Source organism: Paenibacillus sp. FSL W8-0426, assembly GCF_037969725.1.
GTDB classification, from domain to species: Bacteria; Bacillota; Bacilli; order Paenibacillales; family Paenibacillaceae; genus Paenibacillus; species Paenibacillus hubeiensis.
The window spans coordinates 2,697,461-2,721,924 of record NZ_CP150203.1; the positions used below are offsets into that span (position 1 = coordinate 2,697,461).

Annotated in this window: 19 protein-coding genes and 1 riboswitch; of the genes, 16 read left to right on the forward strand and 3 right to left on the reverse strand. The window is 53.3% G+C overall.

Going from position 1 to position 24,464, the window contains the following annotated elements:
* Positions 1-2: 2 nt before the first annotated feature.
* The 3 genes from MKY59_RS12450 to MKY59_RS12460 all read right to left on the reverse strand — a co-directional run bounded on the left by MKY59_RS12450 (position 3) and on the right by MKY59_RS12460 (position 2,115).
* The gene (locus tag MKY59_RS12450; RefSeq protein WP_236419588.1) at positions 3-707 is read right to left on the reverse strand and encodes a Crp/Fnr family transcriptional regulator; all 705 of its coding nucleotides are present in this window, start codon (positions 705-707) and stop codon (positions 3-5) included.
* A gap of 38 nt (positions 708-745) precedes the next feature.
* The gene (locus tag MKY59_RS12455; RefSeq protein ID WP_339277859.1) at positions 746-1,171 is read right to left on the reverse strand and encodes a DMT family transporter; all 426 of its coding nucleotides are present in this window, start codon (positions 1,169-1,171) and stop codon (positions 746-748) included.
* Between the two features lie 146 nt (positions 1,172-1,317).
* Positions 1,318-2,115, reverse strand: a complete 798-nt coding sequence (locus tag MKY59_RS12460; RefSeq protein ID WP_339277860.1) for a Nif3-like dinuclear metal center hexameric protein — start codon at positions 2,113-2,115, stop codon at positions 1,318-1,320.
* Positions 2,116-2,324: 209 nt separating this feature from the next.
* Between MKY59_RS12460 and MKY59_RS12465 the strand changes: the two genes are divergently transcribed.
* From MKY59_RS12465 to MKY59_RS12540, 16 genes are all read left to right on the forward strand, one after another.
* A complete protein-coding gene (locus MKY59_RS12465) occupies positions 2,325-3,938 on the forward strand; it encodes a TerB N-terminal domain-containing protein (protein WP_339277861.1) in 1,614 nt (537 codons plus the stop codon).
* A 6-nt stretch (positions 3,939-3,944) separates the two neighbouring features.
* Complete coding sequence (locus MKY59_RS12470; RefSeq protein WP_339277862.1) at positions 3,945-5,288, forward strand: ATP-binding protein; 1,344 nt, start codon at positions 3,945-3,947, stop codon at positions 5,286-5,288.
* Positions 5,285-7,501: a DEAD/DEAH box helicase gene (locus tag MKY59_RS12475; RefSeq protein WP_339277863.1), complete on the forward strand. Its 2,217-nt coding sequence runs from the start codon at positions 5,285-5,287 to the stop codon at positions 7,499-7,501. Before MKY59_RS12470 ends, MKY59_RS12475 begins: the two co-directional genes overlap by 4 nt.
* 210 nt (positions 7,502-7,711) lie before the next feature.
* Positions 7,712-7,822, forward strand: a riboswitch (purine riboswitch).
* 76 nt (positions 7,823-7,898) lie between these two features.
* A complete protein-coding gene (locus MKY59_RS12480) occupies positions 7,899-8,858 on the forward strand; it encodes a DMT family transporter (protein WP_339277864.1) in 960 nt (319 codons plus the stop codon).
* 144 nt (positions 8,859-9,002) lie between these two features.
* Positions 9,003-9,425: a cupredoxin domain-containing protein gene (locus MKY59_RS12485; protein WP_339277865.1), complete on the forward strand. Its 423-nt coding sequence runs from the start codon at positions 9,003-9,005 to the stop codon at positions 9,423-9,425.
* Positions 9,426-9,536: 111 nt separating this feature from the next.
* Complete coding sequence (locus tag MKY59_RS12490; RefSeq protein WP_339277866.1) at positions 9,537-10,571, forward strand: SDR family oxidoreductase; 1,035 nt, start codon at positions 9,537-9,539, stop codon at positions 10,569-10,571.
* A complete protein-coding gene (locus MKY59_RS12495; RefSeq protein ID WP_339277867.1) occupies positions 10,568-11,224 on the forward strand; it encodes a prolyl oligopeptidase family serine peptidase in 657 nt (218 codons plus the stop codon). The genes MKY59_RS12490 and MKY59_RS12495 overlap by 4 nt, the downstream gene beginning before the upstream one ends.
* Before the next feature lie 258 nt (positions 11,225-11,482).
* Positions 11,483-13,819: a beta-galactosidase gene (locus tag MKY59_RS12500; RefSeq protein ID WP_339277868.1), complete on the forward strand. Its 2,337-nt coding sequence runs from the start codon at positions 11,483-11,485 to the stop codon at positions 13,817-13,819.
* A gap of 192 nt (positions 13,820-14,011) precedes the next feature.
* Entirely contained in the window at positions 14,012-14,800 is a 789-nt protein-coding gene (locus MKY59_RS12505) for an N-acetyltransferase (RefSeq protein WP_236419609.1), read from the forward strand.
* A gap of 154 nt (positions 14,801-14,954) precedes the next feature.
* Positions 14,955-17,024, forward strand: a complete 2,070-nt coding sequence (locus MKY59_RS12510) for a bifunctional aldolase/short-chain dehydrogenase (RefSeq protein WP_339277869.1) — start codon at positions 14,955-14,957, stop codon at positions 17,022-17,024.
* A gap of 18 nt (positions 17,025-17,042) precedes the next feature.
* Positions 17,043-18,302 (forward strand): L-rhamnose isomerase, encoded by a 1,260-nt coding sequence (gene rhaA, locus MKY59_RS12515; protein ID WP_339277870.1) that lies wholly within the window; start codon positions 17,043-17,045, stop codon positions 18,300-18,302.
* A 257-nt stretch (positions 18,303-18,559) separates the two neighbouring features.
* The gene (locus MKY59_RS12520) at positions 18,560-20,233 is read left to right on the forward strand and encodes a ribonuclease J (protein ID WP_236419616.1); all 1,674 of its coding nucleotides are present in this window, start codon (positions 18,560-18,562) and stop codon (positions 20,231-20,233) included.
* Positions 20,234-20,472: 239 nt separating this feature from the next.
* On the forward strand, positions 20,473-22,056 hold the full coding sequence (locus tag MKY59_RS12525) for a contractile injection system protein, VgrG/Pvc8 family (RefSeq protein WP_339277871.1): 1,584 nt from the start codon (positions 20,473-20,475) through the stop codon (positions 22,054-22,056).
* An 18-nt stretch (positions 22,057-22,074) separates the two neighbouring features.
* Complete coding sequence (locus MKY59_RS12530; RefSeq protein ID WP_236419619.1) at positions 22,075-23,214, forward strand: pentapeptide repeat-containing protein; 1,140 nt, start codon at positions 22,075-22,077, stop codon at positions 23,212-23,214.
* 27 nt (positions 23,215-23,241) lie between these two features.
* Positions 23,242-23,760 (forward strand): hypothetical protein, encoded by a 519-nt coding sequence (locus MKY59_RS12535; RefSeq protein WP_236419621.1) that lies wholly within the window; start codon positions 23,242-23,244, stop codon positions 23,758-23,760.
* Positions 23,761-24,462, forward strand: a complete 702-nt coding sequence (locus MKY59_RS12540; RefSeq protein WP_236419623.1) for a PAAR-like protein — start codon at positions 23,761-23,763, stop codon at positions 24,460-24,462.
* Positions 24,463-24,464 lie beyond the last annotated feature (2 nt).

The window sequence follows — 24,464 nt, forward strand, 5'->3', positions numbered from 1 at the left end:
CATTAACTCCTGTCATATATATTGTGCCCTGCTAAGGCTCGCAATCCGTCCTGATCCTTGACCAGCAACAAGCCCTGTTTTCGTTCGATGAGGCCGTCTGCACACAGTTTCTGAATAACCCGATTCAGATGGCGGTAACTTGTGCCGATCAGATGGGCAATGTCCGTCATATTGAAGGCATCCAGCTCTTCGTGGACGATGTTGCCGGCTTCCTCGGTCGAGATGGATAACAGATAACTGGCCAGCCGGACCTCGACGGGATACATCAGATTGAAATTGGAAAAATTGGAATCGATGTAAAATTTGTCGGTCATGATTTTGAGCAAAAATCGGAGCAGCGGCGCATGGTCGCCAGCGTGCTCAGCCAGCCATCGGTAATGGATGCGCAGCATCGTCACGGGCGTCACGGCCTGCACGGTATTCACGATATTGCTTTCGCGCACAAATTCCACGTCCCCGACAACCTCAAGGGGTGTTTTGAAACAAAGAACGAGCGTTTTATCTTGCGCGGACGTCGTGAAAATTTTGATTTTCCCCTGCACGAGCACATAAAGATACTCGGAGATTTCACCGGCTCGGCAGATCAGCTCGCATTTGTCAAAGCGGCATATATCCATGTTCGGCCGCAGTTTCTCTTCAAATACTTGTTCCAGGTTGAATTGTTTCAAATAGTGAAGCAGCTGCTGCTCATCGTAAAATGCCTCCACGGCTTTGATGCACCTCCGGTCTGAATAGGTTTACCTGTTCACAGTTTAATGATAATCACGCCGGCAACCATCAAGGCAATGCCCAAAAACTGCGGCAGTTTCATTTTTTGCTTTTCCACGCCAAACCAACCGTTGCCGTCCACGACGAACGTAAGAAACAGCTGAGCGATGAGCAGCGCAGAAATGGTGAACGTTACGCCGATGCGCTGAATCGCGGTCACCTCGCTGAAAATAATGAGCGCAGCAAAGGCGCCGCCTGCCAGATACAACGGATTGACCTGTTTCAAGCCCGTCCAATTGGCGTCCCGTACAAACACAAGAATAAGGGCAGCCAGGATAAATCCCGTAAGTTGCGTAATCGTCGCGGCCTGCCAGGTACCTACATCGCTGCTGATTCTGGCATTGGCGACCCCCTGCAAGGTGATGCAGGCCCCGCCGAGAATAGCGAAAATAATTCCTTTCATTGTATAAGCTCTCCTTATCCATTCACTTCGAAATCTATTAAATGACAAATGAGCCCCATTGCCAAGGACATATGTCCTCAGGGGGGGCGATGGGCGTAAAACGTAAAAACCCCCTTAAACAGAGGGTTCCAGTTCCATAACCTTCTTTAGAATACCCGATAAACCGGCTCATTCGGCACGAATTGCACGTTTAATTCCTTAAAGGCGACCTTCAGCCTGTCCGCCAGCATGCGCATGCCCGGGATTTCGCTTTCGGCATGGCCCATCATGATCAGGGCCTTGTGCAGGCCTTGTCCGACGGCATCGCGGACGTATTCTGGCGTTTCCCATTCAAACCCTTCCCCGGCGATAATGAGGTCGAGTCGTTCCTGCTGCATAAGGGGAATCGTCAAATTGCCGTTGCCGCGAAATCCAACGAGTATGGCGGCACGCCTGCAAACCATCCCAGGATCGCCGACTGCCCGGAGGTACTCGATGCCGGTCGCATTTCGGATATGGCTTGCCATGTCCCGCAGGGTCCACTCTTCGGGAAAAGAGAGCACGTGCGCTTCTTTCATCCTCTTTTCAACATGAGGCAGCCAACCGAGCGCGTGCACCAGTCCTTCCGTTATGCCGTCCGGCGACGATTGATGAATGGAGTCATGACAACGGAAAATAGCAATTCCGGCATCCTCGATGAGCCTGCGTTTATGTTGATAGACAGGATCGTTCGCAAGCCAATCCGTGTGACCATGATGACTATAGAACGGGGATTCGTGCGAGATGATGAGGTTGGCGCCCAAGCGGATCGTTTCTTCGATGACATGATGGGTGGGCATGAAAGCCGTGACCACGCCTTTAACCTGCTGTTCGGGCGAACCTGCAATCAGCAGGTCAACCGTGTTTTCCCGTTGTTCCGCTCCGACGTTCAGGTGGCGCATGATGTCTCGTACAGTGAAATTCATCCTGATTTCCTCCAGTGAGAGATAATGTTCTGTCCAGTGTACCATGTTCGGGTGCAGAAACGGAGGGGGGGTTGCAATCTCGCCCGATGAATGTCGCATCCAAGCAAGCTTTCATTGATAAATGGATCTCGACGAAGCAGGGGCAGATGTTATAATGGGTGTATGGATACACGTGTTCGCATGTTTGCGGGAGAAGGTGAATGATGGAGATGAGAAACAGAGATGCGGGCCAGTTGGAGTTCATGGAGATCGATCTGCGAGAGGAAGGCGAAATACCTCGTGTCCCGATTCCGGATCGTTCCGCTCTGCGCCAGACAGGGGCGTATCCTGCACGTTCGGGCGGAGGAATCTTGTTTTCGGAAAAAAAATTTGTGGAGGAAGCGAAACGGCTGGTCGACATGAATGTCGCGGCCGCCGAGCGGGTTCCTTTCATGAGCTACTGGCCGACGTATGGCGTCATGGACGATGCCCAAAGGCAATGGTATTTTTTCTGGAGATCGGAGGTAAGGCAAGGCAGATATCCCGATACGGATCTTTCCTATGTGTTCGTCCATGTATACGAGCTGATCAACGGAATCGGCTGGCAGCGGCCCGAAGCGGGTTATGGTCAATTGAAGGAGCTGTGGTCCCAATATCAAGCGCGTTTGCCGCAACTTGATGCGTATATGCAGGATTGGTTGGTGGATTATGCGTTGATCCATCGTCTGGACGGTTCGTTCGGAGAGCTCGTGGACCTTGCCGATGGCAGGCTGCCCGCAGAGGTGCTCGATATGGAGATGTGCAGGCTGCTGAAGCAAGCTGAGCCTCATATCCCTTTGAAGCTGCTGCAGCGATATGTTGAATACGACATCACGCTCAGCAAATTTTACAGGGACGGCGGCCGCGAAGCGTTGGCCGAGTTCGTTCCGGGAACGATCGCTGTCGTGAATGCCTACATGACCCGTACCCGGGGTGGGGGAATCTGGGAATTGTACGGACCAAGCGGCGAGAAAACAACAGAACGAGTGTTGTTCCGCAAAGCGGTATACGATGACGGTTTGTATGGAAAAAAAGCGCTGCTAACCTACAGCCCGATTGGAGAACAGCCTGAATTCGTCCGTTTGGCCACGCAGCTATTCCGCTCGATCGAGAACAAACTGCGCGAGCTGTCGGGTTTCCGGGGGAGGCTGCGCGGCAATTCCCTTGAACCTGAACTGGCGAAGCTGGTCGAGCGTTACCTGGACAAGGCTTATTCGGCCAGACAGGAGAAGCCCGGCGAGCGAACCATCATCGCCATTGATGCGGACAAACTCGCGGTGCTTCAGGAAGAGAGCGAATATGTGCGCCAAGCTTTGACGGTAGAAGAGACTGGAGACCCCGCCTTGCTTGAGGGTGATTTTGGAACGTTTGCGGAAGACCAGCCGGATCTGCCTGCGGAAACAACAGCAGGTTCTGCTGCGGGTCTTCATCCTGCGGCAGAGGTCTTCGAAGCCGAAGATATACCGGGAATGCATACGTTTGAAACCCAACCAACGACCGCTTCCGGTCTTGCCGGCGCCGAAACGCTTTGGGACGAAACGACGCTCCGAGAGCTGGATGAAGAATGGAAGCAATTTGCCGCAGCGCTTGCTCCAAGGCATGTGCTGGCGATTTTGGCGCTGCTGGGCGAACAGCCTGACGCTGCCTTGATGCAAGTCGCCGAGCAATGCGGCACGATGCCTGCGCTTCTGCTGGACGAAATCAACGACGTCGCCATGGAGACGATCGGAGACTTGCTGGTGGATGGCGACCGCATCATGGATGAATATATGGACCCATTTGAACATGTAAAGAGCATGAGGTGAAGCTGAATGACAGAACTTAAAATCCCCAAGCGGCTGACTACCGCGCTGGTGAATTCCTTGACGGCCGGCGTCGTGCCGCGGATCGGCCTGGAGCAGATCGCGGTCGGCCGCAAGCCGGAAGTGGAGGCGATGCTGCGCGACATGGACAACATCGCCGAAGGCGGAGCCGCCTTTCGGTTGATTACGGGCAGGTACGGCAGCGGAAAAAGCTTTCTTTTGCAAATGATCCGCAATTACGCGATGGACCGCGAGTTCGTGGTGGCCGATGCGGACCTGTCGCCCGAGCGCAGGCTGGTTGGAACGAAGGGGCAAGGGCTGGCTACGTATCGCGAGCTTATGACGCGCATGTCCACGCGCACCCGCCCCGATGGCGGCGCTCTGGAGCCTTTGCTGCAGAAATGGATCGCAGGCCTCCAGCAGCAAGCGATGCAGAACTTGGGACTGCGACCGGATGATCCGGCATTGACGAGCGAGGTCGAGACGCGGATCTACGCCGTGACGCAGGAGCTGCAGAACCTGGTGCACGGATTTGATTTTGCCAAGGTGCTGGCCGCGTATTGGACCGGATACAAGCTCGGCGACGACGAGCGGAAACAAGCCGCCTTGCGCTGGCTCCGTGGAGAATACGCCACGAAGACCGAAGCGAAAAAAGAACTGGCCGTCGGCGTCATCATCGATGACGACAACTGGTATGACTATTTCAAATTATGGTCCGAGTTCATGGCCCGGATCGGATATAAAGGGCTTTTGTTGTTCATTGACGAGGCCGTGAACCTGTACAAGATCAGCAACAGCATCGCGCGCCAGAGCAACTACGAGAAGCTGCTCACCATGTTCAACGATACGATGCAGGGCAAGGCGGAGCACCTGGGCATTTTCGTGGGAGGCACGCCGCAATTCGTCGAGGATGAGCGCCGGGGCCTGTTCAGCTACGAGGCGCTGCGTTCCAGGCTTGTTGACGGTCGGTATTCAGCCAAGGCGTACGCCAACTACACCGGACCGATCCTGAAGCTGGCGATGCTGTCGCACGAGGAAATTCTGATCTTGCTGCAGAAGCTGCGCCAGATCCATGCCCTGCATTTCGGATATGCGGCAAGCCTGACGGACGATGACCTGGTCGGTTTCATGCAAATGGCCGTGAATCGCCTTGGTGCGGACGAGCTGCTCACGACGCGCGAAGTCGTTCGCGATTTCATGGACGTGCTCCATACGCTGCATCAGAATCCTCACGTGAATTATGCGGAACTGCTGGGGGAACGTGCGGCGAAGGCTGGAAATGCCGGACAGGGGACGAATGCGGAAAGCGACCGGGACGATATGGACGACTTCCTGGCGGAGTTCGAGTTATGAGCGGCCAGAACCAGCGCGAAAACCCGTTTTACAGGCTGGCTCCGTTCGTGCAGGAGTTCATTTACAAAAAACGATGGGAATCGCTGCGTCCTGCCCAGATCGAAGCGTGCAACATCTGTTTCCACACCCCGCATCACATGCTGATTGCGGCCGGCACGGCTTCCGGTAAAACGGAAGCGGCTTTTTTTCCCGCGCTCACGGAGCTATACGAACGTCCGTGCAAATCGGTAGGCATCCTGTACATCGGACCGCTCAAGGCGCTGATCAATGACCAGTTCGAACGGCTTAAGTATTTGCTGGTCGAAGGCAACATCCCGGTGTGGCACTGGCACGGTGACGTGCCGCAGGCGGAGAAGACGCGGCTTGTGAAAAATCCGTCCGGAGTGCTGCAGATTACGCCCGAATCGCTGGAAGGCCTGCTCATGAACCGGCCGAACGCGATTCCTGCGCTGTTCCATGATCTGCGGTACGTCATTATCGACGAGGTTCATGCGTTCATGGGCGCAGACCGGGGGATTCAGGTGCTGAGCCAACTGGCGCGCCTGGAACGGATGGCCGGCTGTGCGCCGCGCAGGGTCGGATTGTCGGCAACGCTCAGCGATTACGAAACGGCCACCGCGTGGCTTGGTGCCGGAACGGGACAAGGGGTTGACGTGGTCACTTCTCCGGGCGGCCGCAAGCTGAGGCTGCGTGTGGAGCATTTCTCTTTTCCTGACGCCAGGGACGAGGAGCAGGCCGAGCAGCTGCATCATGCGCGCAAGGCGTACTACGATTTTATTTATGAGAGCACCCACCGCAAAAAAGCGCTGATCTTTACGAACAGCCGTACCGATGCCGAGGTGACGATTCTTGAGATGCGCCGCGTGGCTGCCCGAAGGGAAGAACGCGACGTCTTCCACGTGCACCATGGCAGCATATCCGCCATGCTCAGGGAAGAGACGGAGGCGGCGCTGCGAAGCGGTCCGGGTCCTGCCGTGGCTGCAGCCACGGTGACGCTGGAGCTCGGCATCGACCTTGGCGAGCTGGAGCGGGTGGTGCAGCTTGGGGCACCGTACAGCGCATCGAGTTTCGTGCAGCGTTTGGGTCGCTCGGGACGGCGGGAGGACATGGCCTCGGAAATGCTGTTTGTCTGCCCGGAAGAAGAGGACGAAGAAGCCCAGCTGCCTGCCCGCATGCCATGGACGCTGCTGAGGGCCATTGCCGTCATCGAGCTGTACGTTCGGCACAGATGGGTTGAGCCGCTGCAGTCGCGACGGATGCCGATCGGCGTGCTCTACCATCAGACCATGAGCATGCTGAAAAGCATGGGCGAGGCCGAACCGAGGGAACTCGCCGACGCGATTCTTTCGTTGGCTCCCTTTGCGGAGATCACGCTGGAGCAATATGATGTTTTTCTGAACTATCTGATCGATACCGACCATTTGCAGTGGACCGAAGAGCGAACGCTGATCATTGGTTTGACCGGGGAGAAGACGGTGAACAATTATCGTTTTTATGCGGTATTCAAGGATGATGAGGAGCACAAGGTGCTGAATGGCTCGGAAGAAATCGGCTCCATTACGACCGTACCGCCTCCGGGGTACTGCTTCTCCTTGGCCGGCAAGCTGTGGAAGGTGGAAGAGGTGGATCACAAGCACAAGTCGGTCTATGTGAAGGCGGCCAAGGGAAAAGTGGACACTTTATGGCTTGGCGCGGGCGGCGACATCCATACGGCAGTCATCCAAAAGATGCGCGAGGTGCTGTCGGAATCGGCGATCTACCCGTACTTGTCGCCTCAAGCGGTGAATCGGCTGGAACGCGCCCGGCGTCTTGCGCGGGCAAGCGGGCTGCTGAAGCAAGTCGTCATTCCGGCGGGCGGAGACTCGCTCTATGTGCTGCCATGGGTAGGAAGCAAGGCATTTCGCACGTTGGAGCGGCTGATGAAACATAACCTGTCCGGCAAGCTAAGCTTACGTTCGGTCGTGCCGATGGAGCCTTATTATTTCGTGGTATCCGGCAAAGTGGATGAACGGACTTTGCTGGCGGAAATCATGAGTGAATGCCGGATGGCCTCTGACGCATCTGCGCTATTGGCAGAGGACGAAGCGCCGTACCTTGGCAAATATGACGAATTCGTGGCCCCCCCGCTAATTCGTGAAGCTTTCGCCGCAGATGGGCTCGACTTGCCTGGCTTACGGGATGGGCTGCAGAAAACGCTGGAGTGGGATGCATAACGAGGGGCTTCAAGAAATATTCATCGAATAACATTACGTTATTGCGTCATGTAAACAGGGTTGTGTAATTTAGGCCTCAGAAGCGCCTGTAAATCAAAGCTGCCAGAAGAGGCTTGACACCACCTCACCTGCCATGTAATATATGAATCGTTGTCATCAAAGGACTGTGGCCGAAGGCTCGGATAAGCCGATGCAGGCTCAGTCGAACGTATAACAAATCCATATTCCATTCGTATAACCTCGCAGGCCGTCAGTGTACACAGGGCGAGGGTTTCTACAGGAAGCCTTAACTTCCTAACTACGAAGCTGAAGAATTGGCTCACAGCTGATTCCCGGCGACGGAGTTAGGATTTTTTGCGTATTGACATCGAACGAAACGGCAGGAGGTTTATCGGCAATGAAATATTATTTGGCCGTTCTCGCGGGAGCGCTGAGTTACGGCATTTTATCTACGATCGTTGTTTTGGCCTACGGACAGGGGTACCAACTTGGCGAGGTGGTTGGCAGCCAGTTATTTGTAGGCTTCATCCTGTCATGGGCGCTTGCTTTGTATACCAAATTCCGGATGAAACGAAGCGGTGCAAAAGCTGGCAAAGCATCGGCAGCGGCGTCTGATGCCAAATCCGGAGGATTTCAGTCCTTGACGTGGAAGCACCGCCTGATGCTGATGGCTGCAGGTACGCCAACCGTCATGACCGGACTGGTTTATTATCAGTCCTTGCGGTATATTCCGGCATCGCTGGCGATCATCCTGTTATTCCAGTTCACATGGATCAGCGTACTGATTCAAGCTGTAAGCAAACGCGAGCGGCCGGACAAAGTCATGTTTTTGACACTATTGGTGTTGTTCGGCGGCACGCTTCTGGCAGCAGGGTTTCTGGAGCATGGGTTAGGCGAATTCAGCGGCTGGGGTATCGCCCTTGGTTTGATGTCGGCCGTGAGTTATTCATTGTTCCTTCTCTTTAGCGGTAAAGCAGTCCCTGCCGCGCATCCGGCATTTCGCAGTGCATGGATGGTTACCGGCGGTTTGATTTTGCTCTGCATTCTGTTTCCGCCGACGTTTTTGTTTAACGGATTGATGTGGGGACAGCTGCTGGTTTTCGGCTTGCTGCTTGGATTTTTCGGCGCGTTTATCCCGCCTGTGCTTTTTGCTTTCGGCGTACCGCATACCGGCGGGGGCATGGCGGGCATTCTCGGAGCTGCGGAGCTTCCCGTCGCCGTATTGATGTCTTCCATTGTATTGCATGAGCATGTGAGCAGCTTGCAATGGTTCGGCGTCATCCTCGTATTGCTTGGCATAGCATTGCCGGAGCTGTATAAATTACGGGCGGCACGATCCAGGACGCTGTATTCCTGACAACGGGTTATGTTCCTTTTCCAAAGAAGTCTAGCAAGACCATAGCCCAGTGGGGCCATTTTCATCGGGATGTAAATCGGTTATGCTAATAGGGTTGTGAATCGTTGGATTTGCGTACGTAGAACGGAAAGAGGAGCGTTACCTATGAACATGTTGAAAAAAGGATGGCCTTACCTTGTACTGGGACTTGGTGTCATTGTCGTGCTGGGAGCGTTCGCCGTGTACTTTTTGGGCAAAGATATGTCCCCGGGTACAGGAACGGCGGCAGTTGCCAAAGCGGACACGGCGGAGGATTTGGCCGGATATGAAGTGATCCATGTCAGCGTAAGCAATGACGGCTTCGTGCCGAACGTCATCGAAGTCAAAGCTGGCGTGCCGACCAAAATCAACTTTAACCTGACCCGGAAAGTCACGCATATCAATTCGGTGCTTTCCAGCAAGCTTGGCATGGATTTTTATTTGCAAAAAGGCGACAATTACTATACGATCGATCTCAACGTAAAGCCGGGGGAATACGAATTCAATTGCGGCATGTACATGGAATATGGGACGATCAAGGTCCTCTAAGCAGGACTGGCCAGGATAGGAGCAAAGATTCGGGTTCGCCGGCGCTTTGCTCCTATTTGCTATGCATGATATCATGGAATGGTCCGGACAATATGCAGGAGGTGGCATGAAATGAAAGCGCTATTTATCGGTGGGACAGGTACGATCAGCACGGCGATTACGAACCAGCTTGCCTTTGAGGGATGGGACCTTTATTTGTTGAATCGGGGGAATCGGAATGAGGACCTGCCCGGTGAAGTAAAGGTGCTTCAAGCAGACATCAACGACGAGGCCAAAGTTGCGGAGCTGGTTGCAGATCTGGAGTTCGACGTGGTGGCCGATTTCATTGCATTTGTGCCCTCACAGCTGGAGCGGGATTACCGTTTGTTCAAAAACAAAACAAAGCAGTTCATGTTTATCAGCTCGGCATCGGCGTATCAGACGCCTTTGGCGGACTACCGGATTACGGAAGGCACGCCATTGTCGAACCCGTACTGGGAATATTCCCGCAATAAAATCGCTTGCGAGGAATATTTGATGAAGCTGTATCGGGACGAGGGATTCCCGGTAACCATCGTTCGTCCGAGCCACACCTATGGCGATCGGTCCGTCCCGCTGGGCGTTCATGGCGCCAAAGGCAGCTGGCAAGTGTTGAAGCGCATCCTCGAAAACAAACCGGTTATCATTCACGGCGACGGCACGTCGCTCTGGACGATTACGCATAACCGTGATTTTGCCAAAGGGTTCATCGGCCTTATGGGCAATATTCATGCCATCGGCGAGTCGGTACATATTACTTCCGACGAGTCGGTCACCTGGAACCAAATTTACGGCATCATCGCCGATGCACTGGGCAAACCGTTGAATGCCGTCCACGTTTCGTCCGCATTCCTGGCGGCATGCAGCGATCAGGACTTGCACGGAAGCCTGCTGGGAGACAAAGCGAATACGGTCGTGTTCGACAACAGCAAATTGAAAAGGCTTGTTCCCGATTTCGTGGCAACGACGCGGGCGGATCAGGGAATCAAGCGCACGATCGAGCATATTTTGGCGCATCCCGAGCTTCAGGTCGAGGACCCGGAATTCGATGCATGGTGCGATGATGTCATTCAGGCGCTGGAGACGGCACTGTCCCAAGTCGGGAAAAGAAGCGAGGTCGTGCAATGAGCCAAACGGCGAACCGATTGACCAAACAGGTTGTCAAAACGGTTTCGATCGAATATTTGCTGCATATCCCGAAGGCCGCCAAGATGTCTACGGACAGGACGTGGCCCGTCATTCTTTTCCTTCATGGATCGGGAGAACGAGGCGATGATGTGGAGAAGGTAAAAGAGCACGGATTGCCGGCCATCGTAAGCAAGGATGATGACTTTCCATTTATCGTCATTTCGCCGCAGTGCCCGGAGGATGACTTTTGGGCGATGCAAAAGGAAGTGGTCATGGCCGTGCTTGAACATGTTCTTGCGAACACGCCTGCGGACCCGAAAAGGGTGTATTTGACGGGACTCAGCATGGGGGGATACGGCGCGTGGGGACTTCCCGCGGATTATCCGGGCGTGTTTGCGGCGGTCGCACCGGTATGCGGCGGCATTTCTCCTTCCAAGGCGGAGCGATTAAAGGATACCCCGATTTGGGCGTTTCATGGCGCGAAGGATGATGTCGTTCCATTGTCCGAATCCGAAAATATCGTTGATGCCTTGAAGGCATTGAATGCCGACGTGCGGTTGACGGTATATCCGGAAGGCAACCATAACGCCTGGGATGAGACGTATGCCAATCCGGAATTATACGAATGGTTTTTAAAGCATACGCTGGCATGAACCCGGTACGCCGGTCAAGGCGAACGGATGATATATCAACAATATAAAAGATTGAACAGGCGCCTGGGACGTACAGCACAAGTTGTGCTGGCTCAGGTGTTTTTTTGCATTTCACGGTTTGCTTTTTGGTCCGATGCGAGCTAATCCGAAAATCGTCCATGATAAACCTCTGAATGTCAATGTGCAGGCAGGTGCATGTGCCGTATGATCAGCTTATACGAGGGGAGCTATCCCCATTTTCAGTCGAGGTGATTATGAATGAGTTCAGGCATGCACACGGGAGATTCCGTTATCCGTTATACGCTGAATCAACCGGACAAGCAGATTCGCCCGGGAATGATGTCCGGCCGAGGCGGCAGAAATCCGCACGGCGATTTTTATGATTTTACCAACTATTATATGACCCGAAACGGCAAACCCCATATTCCGGTGGTGGGCGAATTTCACTTTGCCCGATTTGCGCATTTGCAATGGGAAGAAGAACTGCTGAAGATGAAGGCAGGCGGGGTCAACATCGTGGCTACCTACGTTTTCTGGAACTTCCATGAAGAAGAGGAGGGTGTGTTCGACTGGGCGAACCACCTGAATTTGCGTCATTTCGTGGATCTTTGCGGCAAACATGAGCTGGCCCTGATCGTCCGCATCGGTCCGTTCTGTCATGGAGAAGTCCGCAATGGAGGCATGCCCGATTGGCTGTTCAGTTATCCTTTCGAAGTCAGATCGAACGATTCCGGATACCTGCACTACGCTGCGCGTTTGTATCGACAGATTGCACGGCAATTGAAGGGACAGTACTTTCAGGAAGGCGGGCCGATCATCGGTGTTCAGTTGGAAAACGAGTACATGCATGCCGGAGCGCCCTTGGACGCTTGGGGATATAAGGCTGGCAAATACATTACTTCCGGGCGGGACGGGCAGGAGCATTTAGCCAAGCTGCGCGAAATTGCGATGGATGCAGGCATTCGCCCATTGTTTTTTACCGCTACGGCTTGGGGAGGGGCCGCCGTGCCTGAAGGAGGCGTGCTGCCCATGCTGGCAGGATACGCCTATACGCCGTGGATTCCCGATCAACCGCCAAGCGGGGAGTATTTGTTCCGCGACTTGCATGAATCTCCGATGGAGCGGGTGCAGTATGACAGCCGCGAATACCCCGCAGCCTACTGCGAGCTGGCGGGAGGAATGCAGGTCAGCTACCATGCCCGGCCTTACGTCGACGCAAGCAGCGTGGAAGCGATGACGGTGGTGAAGCTGGCGAACGGCAGCAACCTGATCGGTTTTTACATGTATCACGGGGGGACCAATCCTGCCTCGCAAAAGGGTTATTTGAACGAGCATGCCTTGCCCAAAATGACGTACGACTACCAGGCACCGCTCGGCGAATTCGGACGGGTTGGCGAATCGTATGACCGCATCCGCATGTTATCCATGTTCCTGGAAGCTTACGGCGAAACGCTTGCGCCGATGGGCTGCGTCATTCCCGAAGAGCAGCAAACGTTGACGCCGGACGATACGACAGGGCTGCGCTGGTCCATGCGCCAGCAAGGCGGTTCGGGATTTGTTTTCCTGAACAATTATCAGGATCATGTGCAGATGCCGGATCGGCAGGTACGCCTTGAGTTGGATACACCCCACGGCATTGTGAATTACCCATATGAGGGAAGCCTGCAGCTGAAAAGCGGGTGCGCCGCCATTTTGCCGTTCCATCTCGATCTATATGGCATCAGACTGGTCAGTGCCACGGTGCAGCCGCTTACCCGTTTCGCATCGGAAGAAAACGACGAGGTTACCGTTGTATTTTATGAGCATGAAGGGATGAAAGCGGAATATGTTTTTGAAGCTTCTTCCATAAACAGCCTTGAAATGGAGAGAGGAAGCTTCCAGGAACAAGACCGGATGGTTGTGATCTACCCCGAGCCGGGCAAGGATAGTGATATCAAGGTGACCACGGCCAATGGACGCATCATCCGCATGTTCACGCTGACCCGCGAGGAAGCGCTGCAAACGTATCGTTTTCGGTTAGGCGGTCAAGAACGTCTCATTATCGGCAAGGGTCATCTTTACGTCAAACACGATCAGTTGATCTGTACTTCGCCGGGTTCGGCAGAAACGGAATTGGCTATATATCCCATGCCGGATCAGGTTGCCGCGTCCGCCTTTGCCGAACTGTCATGCGGAAAACAAGGGCAGTTCGGACTCTACAGGCTGAAGGTTCCCGTCTACACCCCCGAATTGCAGATCGAGTATCCGAAGGAGCACACGGCCGTCCTCCATATGAATACCACATGGCCCGAACAGATCGAGGATGTGTTCGTGGAAGTGGATTATGAGGGAGACGTGGCACAGGCTTATCTCCACCGGCGGATGCTGACGGATCATATTCAATACGGGGATACATGGAAAATCGGATTGAAGGAGTTCGTTATGGAGCTGGACGAGCGCCCGCTAAGATTAATCATTACGCCGATTCGAAAGGGAACGGTAACGAGCTTTGTCAATCAGGCTTACGTCGAACAATTTGATGGGATCGAGCTGGGGGAATTCCGCCGAATCGAGGCTGTACCTCATTACCGGGTTGGTTTGACCGTGAACGGATAATGTGTAGAGTTTTAGAGGGATACGAGAAGGGTGCGTTATTTTTGCTGTGCCTAGATTGGAAAAGTTCAAAATAACAAAACGATCATAGTAGGCAGGCTGCCTGTTATGATATGGTAAAGACATGCCGAATGCATTCGTGCATGTCTTTTGGCTTGGGCAGCGAATGATGAATAAAGAGTGGGGGTGAAATGCATGGAGATAACGCTTGTACGGAATGAAGTTCGGAAACAGGGAGCCTACTGCATGCGCAGCATGCAGCAATCCCCCGGTTACGTGAGAAAAGTCGAATGGACGGAGAAGCAGGCGAGTGCCGGACTGAACTATCTCCAGTTGAAACGAGGAAAAAAAACGCTTGGATTCATCGAATATGCTCCAGGCGAGCAAGCGTGGAGAGTCGTTCATGCGGACGGGTACTTGGTAATCCACTGTTTGTGGGTGGGCGAGACCGGAAGCGGGCTTGGAACAGAGCTGATCCGGCATTGCATCGAAGATGCCCGGCAGCAGGGGAAACGGGGAGTGGCCGTGCTGACCAGCACGGATTCGGGATGGGCGCCCGACCCGGCCATATTTGTCAAAAACGGCTTTGTACCGGCGGATCAAGCCATGGATTTATTCGGGCTATATGTATATCCGTTACGCGGAGATGCGGAAATGCAGCAATCCCCCGCCCGGTTTCCGGACAATTGGCGTGAAAGGCTGGACATGTATCCGGACGGCCTTACCGTGCTGCGCACGGATCAATGTCCTTATCTTGAAATTGCCACCCACAACCTGCTCGCAGCGGCAAGATCCATCGGTATTGAGCCAAACATCATCGAGATCGAAACACGCGAGCGCATGATGGAATTGGCCCCAAGTCCTTACGGCGTCTTTCATGTCGTTTATCGCGGGGAATTGATTTCGTACCACCGGATGACGCCGAAAGGTTTTCTGAAACGGATCAGCGAAATCGACCGGCAACAGTCAAAGCAGGCACCTTGACACCCTTGTCAGGGTGTTTTTTGCATTAAAGCGCATACTTCAACGTATTTCTTTTGAATATTTCCGTTTATTTTTAAAATCTATTGTTTTCAAAACAAAACAAAGATGTTACACTCTGATTATGAACAAAACAAACATTATCGGAGGGAAATGAATGGTACAGAGTTTATGGAATTCAGCGCAGGCTTCGGAGAAAACAACGGGACTCGAACAGTTGGTCTACCGTTCCAACCTGATCGGAGCAGACCGCAGCGTATGTAATATTTATGGCGGCAACACGTCCACGAAAACAACCGTGAAGGATTTCCGCGGTCGCGATATCGAAGTGATGTATGTCAAAGGCAGCGGTTCCGACCTGGGTTCCATGGAAGCGAAGCATTTTACGGGGCTGGCGCTGGAGGATATCCGCCCGCTGATCGAACGCGAAGCGATGACCGATGAAGAGATGGTAGAGTATTTGGGGCATTGCATGATCGATGCGAAACATCCGCGTGCTTCCATCGAGACGCTTTTGCATGCGTTCCTTCCATATAAACATGTGGACCATACACATCCGGATGCGATTATCAGCCTTTGCTGCGCGGATAACGGCAAGGAGCTGGCCAAAGAGATTTACGGCGACCGTTTCGTATGGGTCCCATACGTGCGCCCGGGATTCACGTTGTCCAAGATGATTGCTGAAAGCGTATTCTCCAATCCGAATGCCGAGTTGGTGCTGATGGAGAAGCACGGCCTGGTTACATGGGGAGAAACCTCCGAGGAATGTTATGCGCAAACGATCAAAATCATCAATGAAGCCGAAGCGTTCATCGAAGCACGCGTGGATGAAGGCAGCCTGTTCGGCGGCGTGAAACATACGGCACTGCCCGCAGAGGTACGTCGCCAAATCGTGGCCCAGGTCATGCCTACACTGCGGGGTGCCGTTTCGGACAGTAAAAAAATGATTCTTTCCTTCGATGACCAGGACGACGTGCTCGCTTTCGTCGGCGGTGCAAATTCCCCGAAACTGTCTCAAGTGGGAGCGGCTTGCCCGGATCACCTCGTTCATACCAAAGTGGTGCCTTTGTTCATCGATTGGACGCCAAACGCGGACGACGTGGACGGCTTGAAAGAAAAGCTCGTGCAAGGCGTGGCCGCTTACAAGGAGCAGTACAAGCAATACTTTGAAGAAAACAAAAACGAAGGCGACGTCATGTTCGAAGCGGCGCCGCGCGTCATCCTCATCCCGGGCATCGGCATGATCAACACAGGCAAGAGCTGGGCGCTCTCCCAGGTCAGCGGCGCGCTCTACCATCGCGCGATCGCGGTCATGCGCGGGGCAACGAGCCTCGGCGAGTTCGTGTCGCTTAGTGCGAACGAATCCTATAACGTGGAATACTGGCCGCTCGAGCTGTACAAATTGTCCCTCGCTCCGGCAGAAACCGAATTTTCGCGCAAGGTGGCCTTCATTACGGGCGGCGCGGGCGGTATCGGCAGTGAGACGGCGCGCAGACTCGTGTCCGAAGGCGCTCACGTCGTATTGGCGGACTTGAACCTCGAAGGTGCGCAAAAAGTAGCGCAGGAGATCAATGACCAGTATGGTGCAAACCGTGCTTACGCCCTTAAAATGGATGTAACGGATGAAGCAGCCGTTCAGGCCGCATATGCTGAAGTTGCCGTGCAATACGGCGGCGTGGACATTATCGTGAACAACGCAGGGCTGGCAACGTCGAGCCCGTTTGACGAAACGTCGCTGAAAGAATGGAACCTGAACATGAACGTGCTCGGCACGGGATATTTCCTGGTGGCCCGCGAAGCGTTCAAGCTGATGAAACAGCAGGGTATCGGCGGCAGCATGGTGTTCATCGGTTCGAAGAACTCCGTCTATGCGGGCAAAAGCGCGTCCGCTTACAGCGCAGCCAAGGCACTGGAAGCTCATCTGGCCCGCTGCATCGCGGCGGAAGGCGGCGAATTCGGCATTCGGGTCAACACGATTCTGCCGGATGCCATCCTGCAGGGTTCGGCGATCTGGAACGGTTCGTGGAGAAACGAACGTGCAGCTGCTTACGGCATCGAGCCGGACCAATTGGAAGAGTATTACCGCAAACGTACGACATTGCTCGTGAACATTTATCCAAAAGACATTGCCGAGGGCATCGCTTTCTTCGCTTCGTCCAAATCGGAAAAAACGACAGGCTGCATGATGACGATCGACGGCGGCGTACCGGCAGCATTCACGCGATAAGAAGGGAGAACGATCGGTATGGACAATCAAGTCAAACAGGCTTACGAAGCGGCCAAATCGCTTTATGCCCAACATGGAATCGACACGGACGAGGTGCTCAAAAAACTCGCGGACATCAAGGTCTCGGTGCACTGCTGGCAAGGCGATGACGTTAAAGGTTTCCTTAACAAGGATGGGGAGCTGACCGGCGGCATTTCGGTAACGGGACAATATCCCGGGGCGGCTACGACGCCTGCGGAGCTTCGCAGCGATTTGGAAAAAGCCTTCTCGCTGATCCCTGGCAAACATAAAGTGAACCTGCATGCCATCTATGCGGATACGGACGAGCAGGTGGAATTGGATCGGCTTGAACCGAAGCACTACGAAAATTGGGTGAAATGGGCGAAAGAACAAGGGCTTGGATTGGATTTCAACCCGACGTGCTTCTCTCATGAAAAATCCAGCGACGGCTTTACGCTGAGCCATCCCGATCCGGAAATCCGCCAATTCTGGATTGACCACTGCAAAGCATCGCGCCGCATCGGCGCTTACTTCGGCGAGCAGCTCGGGCAAACTTGCGTCACGAACGTCTGGGTTCCCGACGGCTTCAAAGACAATCCGGTCGATCGCATGGCACCTCGCAAACGGCTTAAAGAATCCCTTGACGAAGTATTTGCGGAGAAGCTTGATCCAAAGCATCATTTGGATGCGGTAGAGAGCAAGCTGTTCGGTCTGGGCTCCGAAGCGTACGTGGTCGGTTCGCATGAGTTTTACATGGGGTATGGCCTGCAAAATGATACGCTAATCTGCCTCGATGCCGGGCATTTCCATCCGACAGAGGTCATCTCGAACAAGTTGTCTTCTCTCGCTTTGTTTACGAGCGGCATTTTGCTGCACGTCAGCCGTCCGATGCGCTGGGATAGCGATCATGTCGTCATTATGGACGATGAGCTGCTGGAAATCGCGCGCGAGCTTGTCCGCCATGATTTGCTGTCCACGACGCATATCGGCCTTGATTTCTTTGATGCAAGCATCAACCGCGTAGCTGCCTGGGTTGTCGGTACGCGCAATACGATCAAAGCGCTGCTGCGAGCCATGCTGGAGCCTGTGGACGCATTGAAACAAGCTGAACTGGAAGGCGACTATACCATGCGTCTGGCGCTCACCGAAGAGTTCAAGTCTTATCCGTTCGGTGCGATCTGGGATTATTATTGCGCACAGCAAGGCGTGCCGGTACGCGAGCAATGGATTGCTGACGTTCAATCGTACGAAAAGGAAGTATTGTCGCAGCGGCAATAAACCGGCCTGAGTTTCTGAAAGGTTTACGTGGTTAGGCAGCAGTTTGCAAAGGATTTGTAAATAGTATACCCGCTATCCTAAATTTTCATTTCGGCCACCTGGGAACATCTTTCCGGGTGGCTTTTTTGCAGCCTCCAAGCCGTATCCCGCGATCTTCATATCCTTCGCCATGCATAGTTGCAGCGGATTTTTCCATAATAGGAATAGGTGTGTCCAGCGATACGTAGCCTGGACCTAGATGAAGAGGAGGCTGTGACGTGAACCCTGATGACAACAAATTGTTCGTTGCCGCGCTTGGCGGCGTAAATGAAATCGGCAAAAATATGTATATTATCCAGTACCGCCGCGATATTATCGTGGTGGATTGCGGTTCGAAATTCCCCGACGAAACGCTGCCGGGGATCGATCTGATCGTTCCGGACGTAAGCTATTTGCTGGAAAACGAAGAGATGGTGAAAGGGCTAATCGTTACGCATGGTCATGAAGACCATATTGGGGGGATCCCGTATTTTTTGAAACAGCTCAACATTCCTGTTTACGCTTCCAGATTGACCAGAGGGTTGATCGAGTTAAAGTTGAGAGAGCATAGAATGCTTCGGGAAACGGATATGCACACCATCGACGCAAAGTCGAACATTACGCTTGGTGAATTCGACGTTTCATTTTTTGCAACGAGCCACAGCATTCCGGATTGCCTGGGTATCTTTTTCCGTACGCCTGTTGGAAATGTTGTGCACACCGGGGATTTCAAGTTCGACATGTCGCCCGCAAGCGGGCCTTATCCGGATCTGCATCGCATGGCCGAAATCGGCAAACAAGGCGTGCATCTGCTGCTTTCCGAGAGCACCAATGCCGAACGTCCCGGATTTACGCCATCCGAGCGGGTGGTCGGGGATCACATTTTGGATGCATTCATTCGTGCCAAGCAGAAAATATTCATCTCCACGTTTGCGTCCAACGTCAGCCGCGTGCAGCAGATCGTCAACGCTACGTTCCAGACCGGTCGCAAGCTGGCGCTGCTCGGAAGAAGCATGGTGAACGTGGTCGATGTGGCGAGTGAGCTTGGGTATTTGGACGTGCCGGAAGGTTTGCTTATCGAAGCTGTCGATGTGGAACAATTTGCGCCGAGTGAGGTGGTCGTCCTCTGTACGGGCAGTCAGGGGGAACCGATGGCAGCGTTGTCGCGCCTCTCTTCAGGCAAACATCCGCACGTTAGAGTTGCCGCTGGTGATACGGTCATCCTTGCAGCCGGAGCCATTCCGGGCAACGAACGCAATCTCGCTCATGTCATTGACAACCTCTATGTGCTTGGGGCCAAGGTTATCTATGGCTCTGGCGGCAGTACAGGCATGCATGTGTCGGGGCATGGCAGCCAAGAGGAATTGAAGCTGATGCTTACGCTGATGAAGCCCGAATACCTCGTTCCCGTACACGGCGAATTCCGCATGCTGTACCAGCATCGGCTGTTGGCCGAATCCGTCGGCATGGACGGGGATCACGTCTTTATCGTCAACAATGGGCAGATGGTGCAGTACAAGGATGGCACCGCTTCGCTGGGACCGAGAATCCCGTCCGGCAACAGTCTCGTCGACGGCCTGATCATGGGAGATGTGGGCAATGTCGTGCTGCGCGACCGCAGGCAGCTATCCTCGGACGGCATGCTCGTGATCGTCACCACGCTGAGCAAAACCGAGAAACAAATGGTGACGGCCCCGGAAATCATTTCGCGCGGGTTCGTCTTTGTCAAAGACTCGGAGGAGTTCATGAACGAGCTGCATGAGCTCGTCACGGGCCGCATGGAAGAGTTGACCGAAGCGGGCGTGAACCAGTGGAACGTCATCAAACGCAAACTGAAAGACGAGCTTGGCAACTATATCTATGCCCAGACCAAGCGCAGACCGATGATTTTACCGATCATTATCGAGGTCTAAGCCTGGGACGGCAGAACCATTTTCCGCGTATGAAAACATGAATGAATATGTAGGTTGGAAGAAGGGGCAGTAGCGATACTGCCTCTTTTTGGTGCGCGGTTATGAAGGAGAGATATGTATATAAAGTCTTATTTTTTATCCTTTTTATTGAAAATAAAGATAAAATATTAATTTATTTACTGATAAAGACGATAAATAGTAAATTAAAACATCTAAGAGAAAAGAAGGTGTTTGGTGTTATGTCTTCACTAACGATCAGTTATGAGCAATTGCAGATTCAGCCGTTTGAAATCCGGATCCATGAAGTTTCATTCCATGCGAAGGTGCACGAGCACGGAAGGCTTGCTTTTACAGGAGTGATTCCGGAAGAAAAGGAAGAGCAGTATGTGCGAATGGCTGATGAGAGCACGCCTGTGGAATTGTTGTATACGGACGATCAGGGCCGAAAACAACGCTTGTTTCACGGAATCATTCTGAAGCTCCGCGTGAGGGTGGAGAACAAGGTGTATTGGCTTGAGGGGGAGGCGGTGTCTCATTCACACGCCATGGATCTTCGGCGGGAAACCCGTTCCTTTCAGAACGCTTCGCTGTTGATTCCCTATGTGATGCAGAAAATATGCGGCCTCTACCCGGATGGACAAGTCTTCAATACATTTACCGAGAAAAAAAAGCTCGGTGGTTATACGCTGCAATATCAGGAGACCGATTGGGAATTTCTGAAACGGCTCGCTTCGCATTACCACACGGTAATTATTCCCGTATCAACGGAGGAACGCATCCGCATCTATCTCGGACTGCCCGAACATCGCGATGCGGGCAAGCTTGAAGCCACGCATTACCGGATGTATAAGGACATGCTTGCCTATCAGAAAGAAGCCAAATCGGGAAAGGGCGATCTGAACGAAAAAGACTTCATCCGCTATGAAGTCCAGGTTCGCGACCGTGTGCTTCAGCTTGGCGACATCGTTCAGTTCAAAGGAAATTCGCTGCATGTATTCGAGATTCGAACCGAGATGAAGCAGGGGCTGCTTGTCCATCACTATGTGCTGGGTCACAGGGCATCGGCATATCGTCGGAAGCGTTACAATTCCCGACTGGTCGGCGCGTCGATTTCCGGAAAGATCATGGGCGTGGTGAGGGATGAGGTCCAGGTTCACCTGGACGTCGATCAGGAATGGAGCCTGGCCACGGCCCATCTGTTCCCGTATTCCACCATGTATGCATCGGAAGATCAGACCGGATGGTACTGCATGCCTGAGAAAGGCGACAGCATACGCCTCTATTTCCCTAATGCCAGGGAAAACGAAGGCATTGCGCTAAGTTCGGTTCGCCAAAAACTGCCTGCTGAAGAAAGTGCGGGAAGTACGGCATCTCCGGCATCCGGCGTGTCATCGCATGCCGGCGGGAGCGGGAGTCCAGGCAGCGGTGCCGCAGGGGGCGGCACCACAACCATCGTGCAGCAGCAGCAGTTGCAACCGATCGTCAACTTCGACAAGGACCTCAAGGAAGATCTGATGGCGAATCCCAATACGAAATTCCTGCTTACGCCGACGGGACAGAAGATTACTTTTGAAGAGGATCGAATCACGATCACCGGGGCGACTGGAGGAGCGACGCTGACATTGACCAGTGCGGGAACCATCATCCTGAACTGTGAAAACAAAATTACGCTGCAGGCCGGCAAACAGGTGGAATTGGTCGCGGAGACGGTGACCCTGCAGGCCAATCAAATCGATATGTCCACAAAGGATGGCAACGGGGGTTTGAAGATTGATCAGGGACAAGTCGTCATTAAAGGCATCGAGATTTTAATGAACCAATAAATACGCGGGGGTTGAACGATGCATCAGGTAGAACTATGGCAGCAATTTCTGGAGCAAGAAGCACTGCCGTGGCGGAATGCCAAAATACGCGAGCTGCATGAATATTATACGGCGAACAGAGGCGAGATCAGGGAAGGTCTCGTTCCGTTATTCGGCGCGTTATGTGAGAATATCAAACTTCAGCAGGCACGCGGAGAGCTTGGAGATTGCAGCACGATCCACGTTTCGCTGATGCGGACCAGGCTTAGCCAAGGGGACCCTGCGTACATGCTGCATGCGAGCGATCGACGCCGGGAAAGCGAAGTCCCTTTGAGCGGATTTCTGTATGATGCCGGCTGGATCTATCGCTTCATGAACGAGTGGTTTGAGGCATGCGAGCTTGGGCGCAGACGTTATATGAATCGCATTGACCAGGCGGCATTGGATTCATGGCAGGCAGGACAGTTGTATCCTTTTCACGTGTATATGGTTCATGCCGTTCGTCATGCCATGGAACCGATTCGGACCTTGGATTCCTTTGAAGGCATCCGAAAAGACGGCCACTTTGAAGTCCGCGTGGGGGAATATCTGGATCATGATGTCACCGAATCCGTGTATCGTGTCAACCGAATCCAGAGGAGTTCCATCACATGTAAAGGCTGGTTGGAAAGCCGACTGCCGTCCGAATATATTTACGAGCATATTGCCGGAGTGGATCTCCAACACGGAAATTACGCGGAGCTGGATTTCAATTACGCCAGATTCGAGGAAGCGGATCTGAGCGGCAGTCATTTTGAAGGGGCAAGCCTGCTTGGCACACGTTTCGAACGATGTCGCTGCATGCAGGCCGATTATGGGCAAACGCTGCTGTTCGATGCGGATTTTCGGGAGTGTGACCTGACGGGTGCCAGATTCGATGGGGCACTGGGCGGTCGGGATTCTTTTGTGGAGACGCATGGGCTTGTTTATGGCATACATGGTGTTCTGTTTCAAGGTGCCAATCTGAGTCATGCAACATTCAGATATGCCAGAATCGCGGGTGATTTCGCAGGTGCAATACTGGAAGGAACGGATTTTACGGGAGCGGACCTATCCGGCAGCCGGATGCTGGCACAGGATCGATTTCGAGTTGGATTAACCCCCGAGCAGCGGGCTTCCGTAGAGTGGATTGAAGCTTAGGAGAATGAGGAGAGGGAGAGGGATGGGATGGAGCATTACATCATCGAGCATGACCGTCGTCTGCTGCAGCAAGCGCAAAGCATACAATGGCCGGAACGAATGCTTCAAGGGTACAGTGAAGCGGCCAATGAAGAAATCGTGTTTGTGAAATCAGGCAAGGGTTATACGTGTCCCTGTGTCATCGACCATTATCCGGTCCAGCTATTTACGGAGAATATTGCCACAATCATGCTTAAAGCCGAACCTGACCTTCAACGGAAACGAGTGGTCGTCATGAACCTGGAGCAGCAGAATCAAACGTTCTACGACTGGATCGCTCTGCCCAAAGTGTCTGGAATGGACCCGGAGCGAATTCGCGTTCAGGCCGGGCAAGTGACAGGGTTGGAAATGAATCTCCGGAGCTTAGAGGAAAGTTCAATCTGGTGTATTCCTTATTACCGTTCGCATCTGGTTATAGTTCGGCTGGACGTTGCAGAAAAGTTATTAAAGGCGGGAATATACGGCTTAAACATAAGACCAATTCGGATAACAGAAGGGGAAGAGTAGATGGGGATTACAGATACCATTCTGAAAAAGGACACACGGAACAAATTGCTTGCTTCTCCTTGGAGAAGCGAGGATACCTACGTAACTGCGGGTGCCTATATGCATTGTACGTTCGGAACCCATGAAGAGGTACTTAACAAGCTGGAGCCGAATGGAATCTATATTAACGGGAGCCCGATGCTCACGGTGGATGATTGTGTGCCGTCGACCTCCGAACCCGGAACCATTCATGGCATTCCTTTTGCAAAAATGGGGCAGGAAATCGACGGAAACTTTTATTCATTCGGTTATTGCCGGAGTGAGCTGCATCCCATGAAGCTTGCTGAAAAGATAACAGGACCGATGTCGGATCCGTCTTATATGATTGATCCTGATCCAACAGAACCTACGATGGGAAAACCCATATATCCATGCTCGCCGCAACTGATGCCCACGGCATCGGCCGCGGCTCCGACACAGGCTCCGTTTACGGCGAAGGCAGCCTTGCAGCAAAGTGCCCTGATTGCACTTCCTATGCTTGATTCGCTGGTAGATGCATTAACCGGAGCGAAAGCTCAATGGACCAACGGCAGTCCCAATGTATCCATTCAAGGGGTACCTGCGCTCACGAGCAAGTCCTGCCTGTATTGCAAATGTGGCGGAAAGATCGGTTTGCTCACGAATGGCATGGACCCGGCTCCCCCTGAATTTTCGGTCAGGTAACG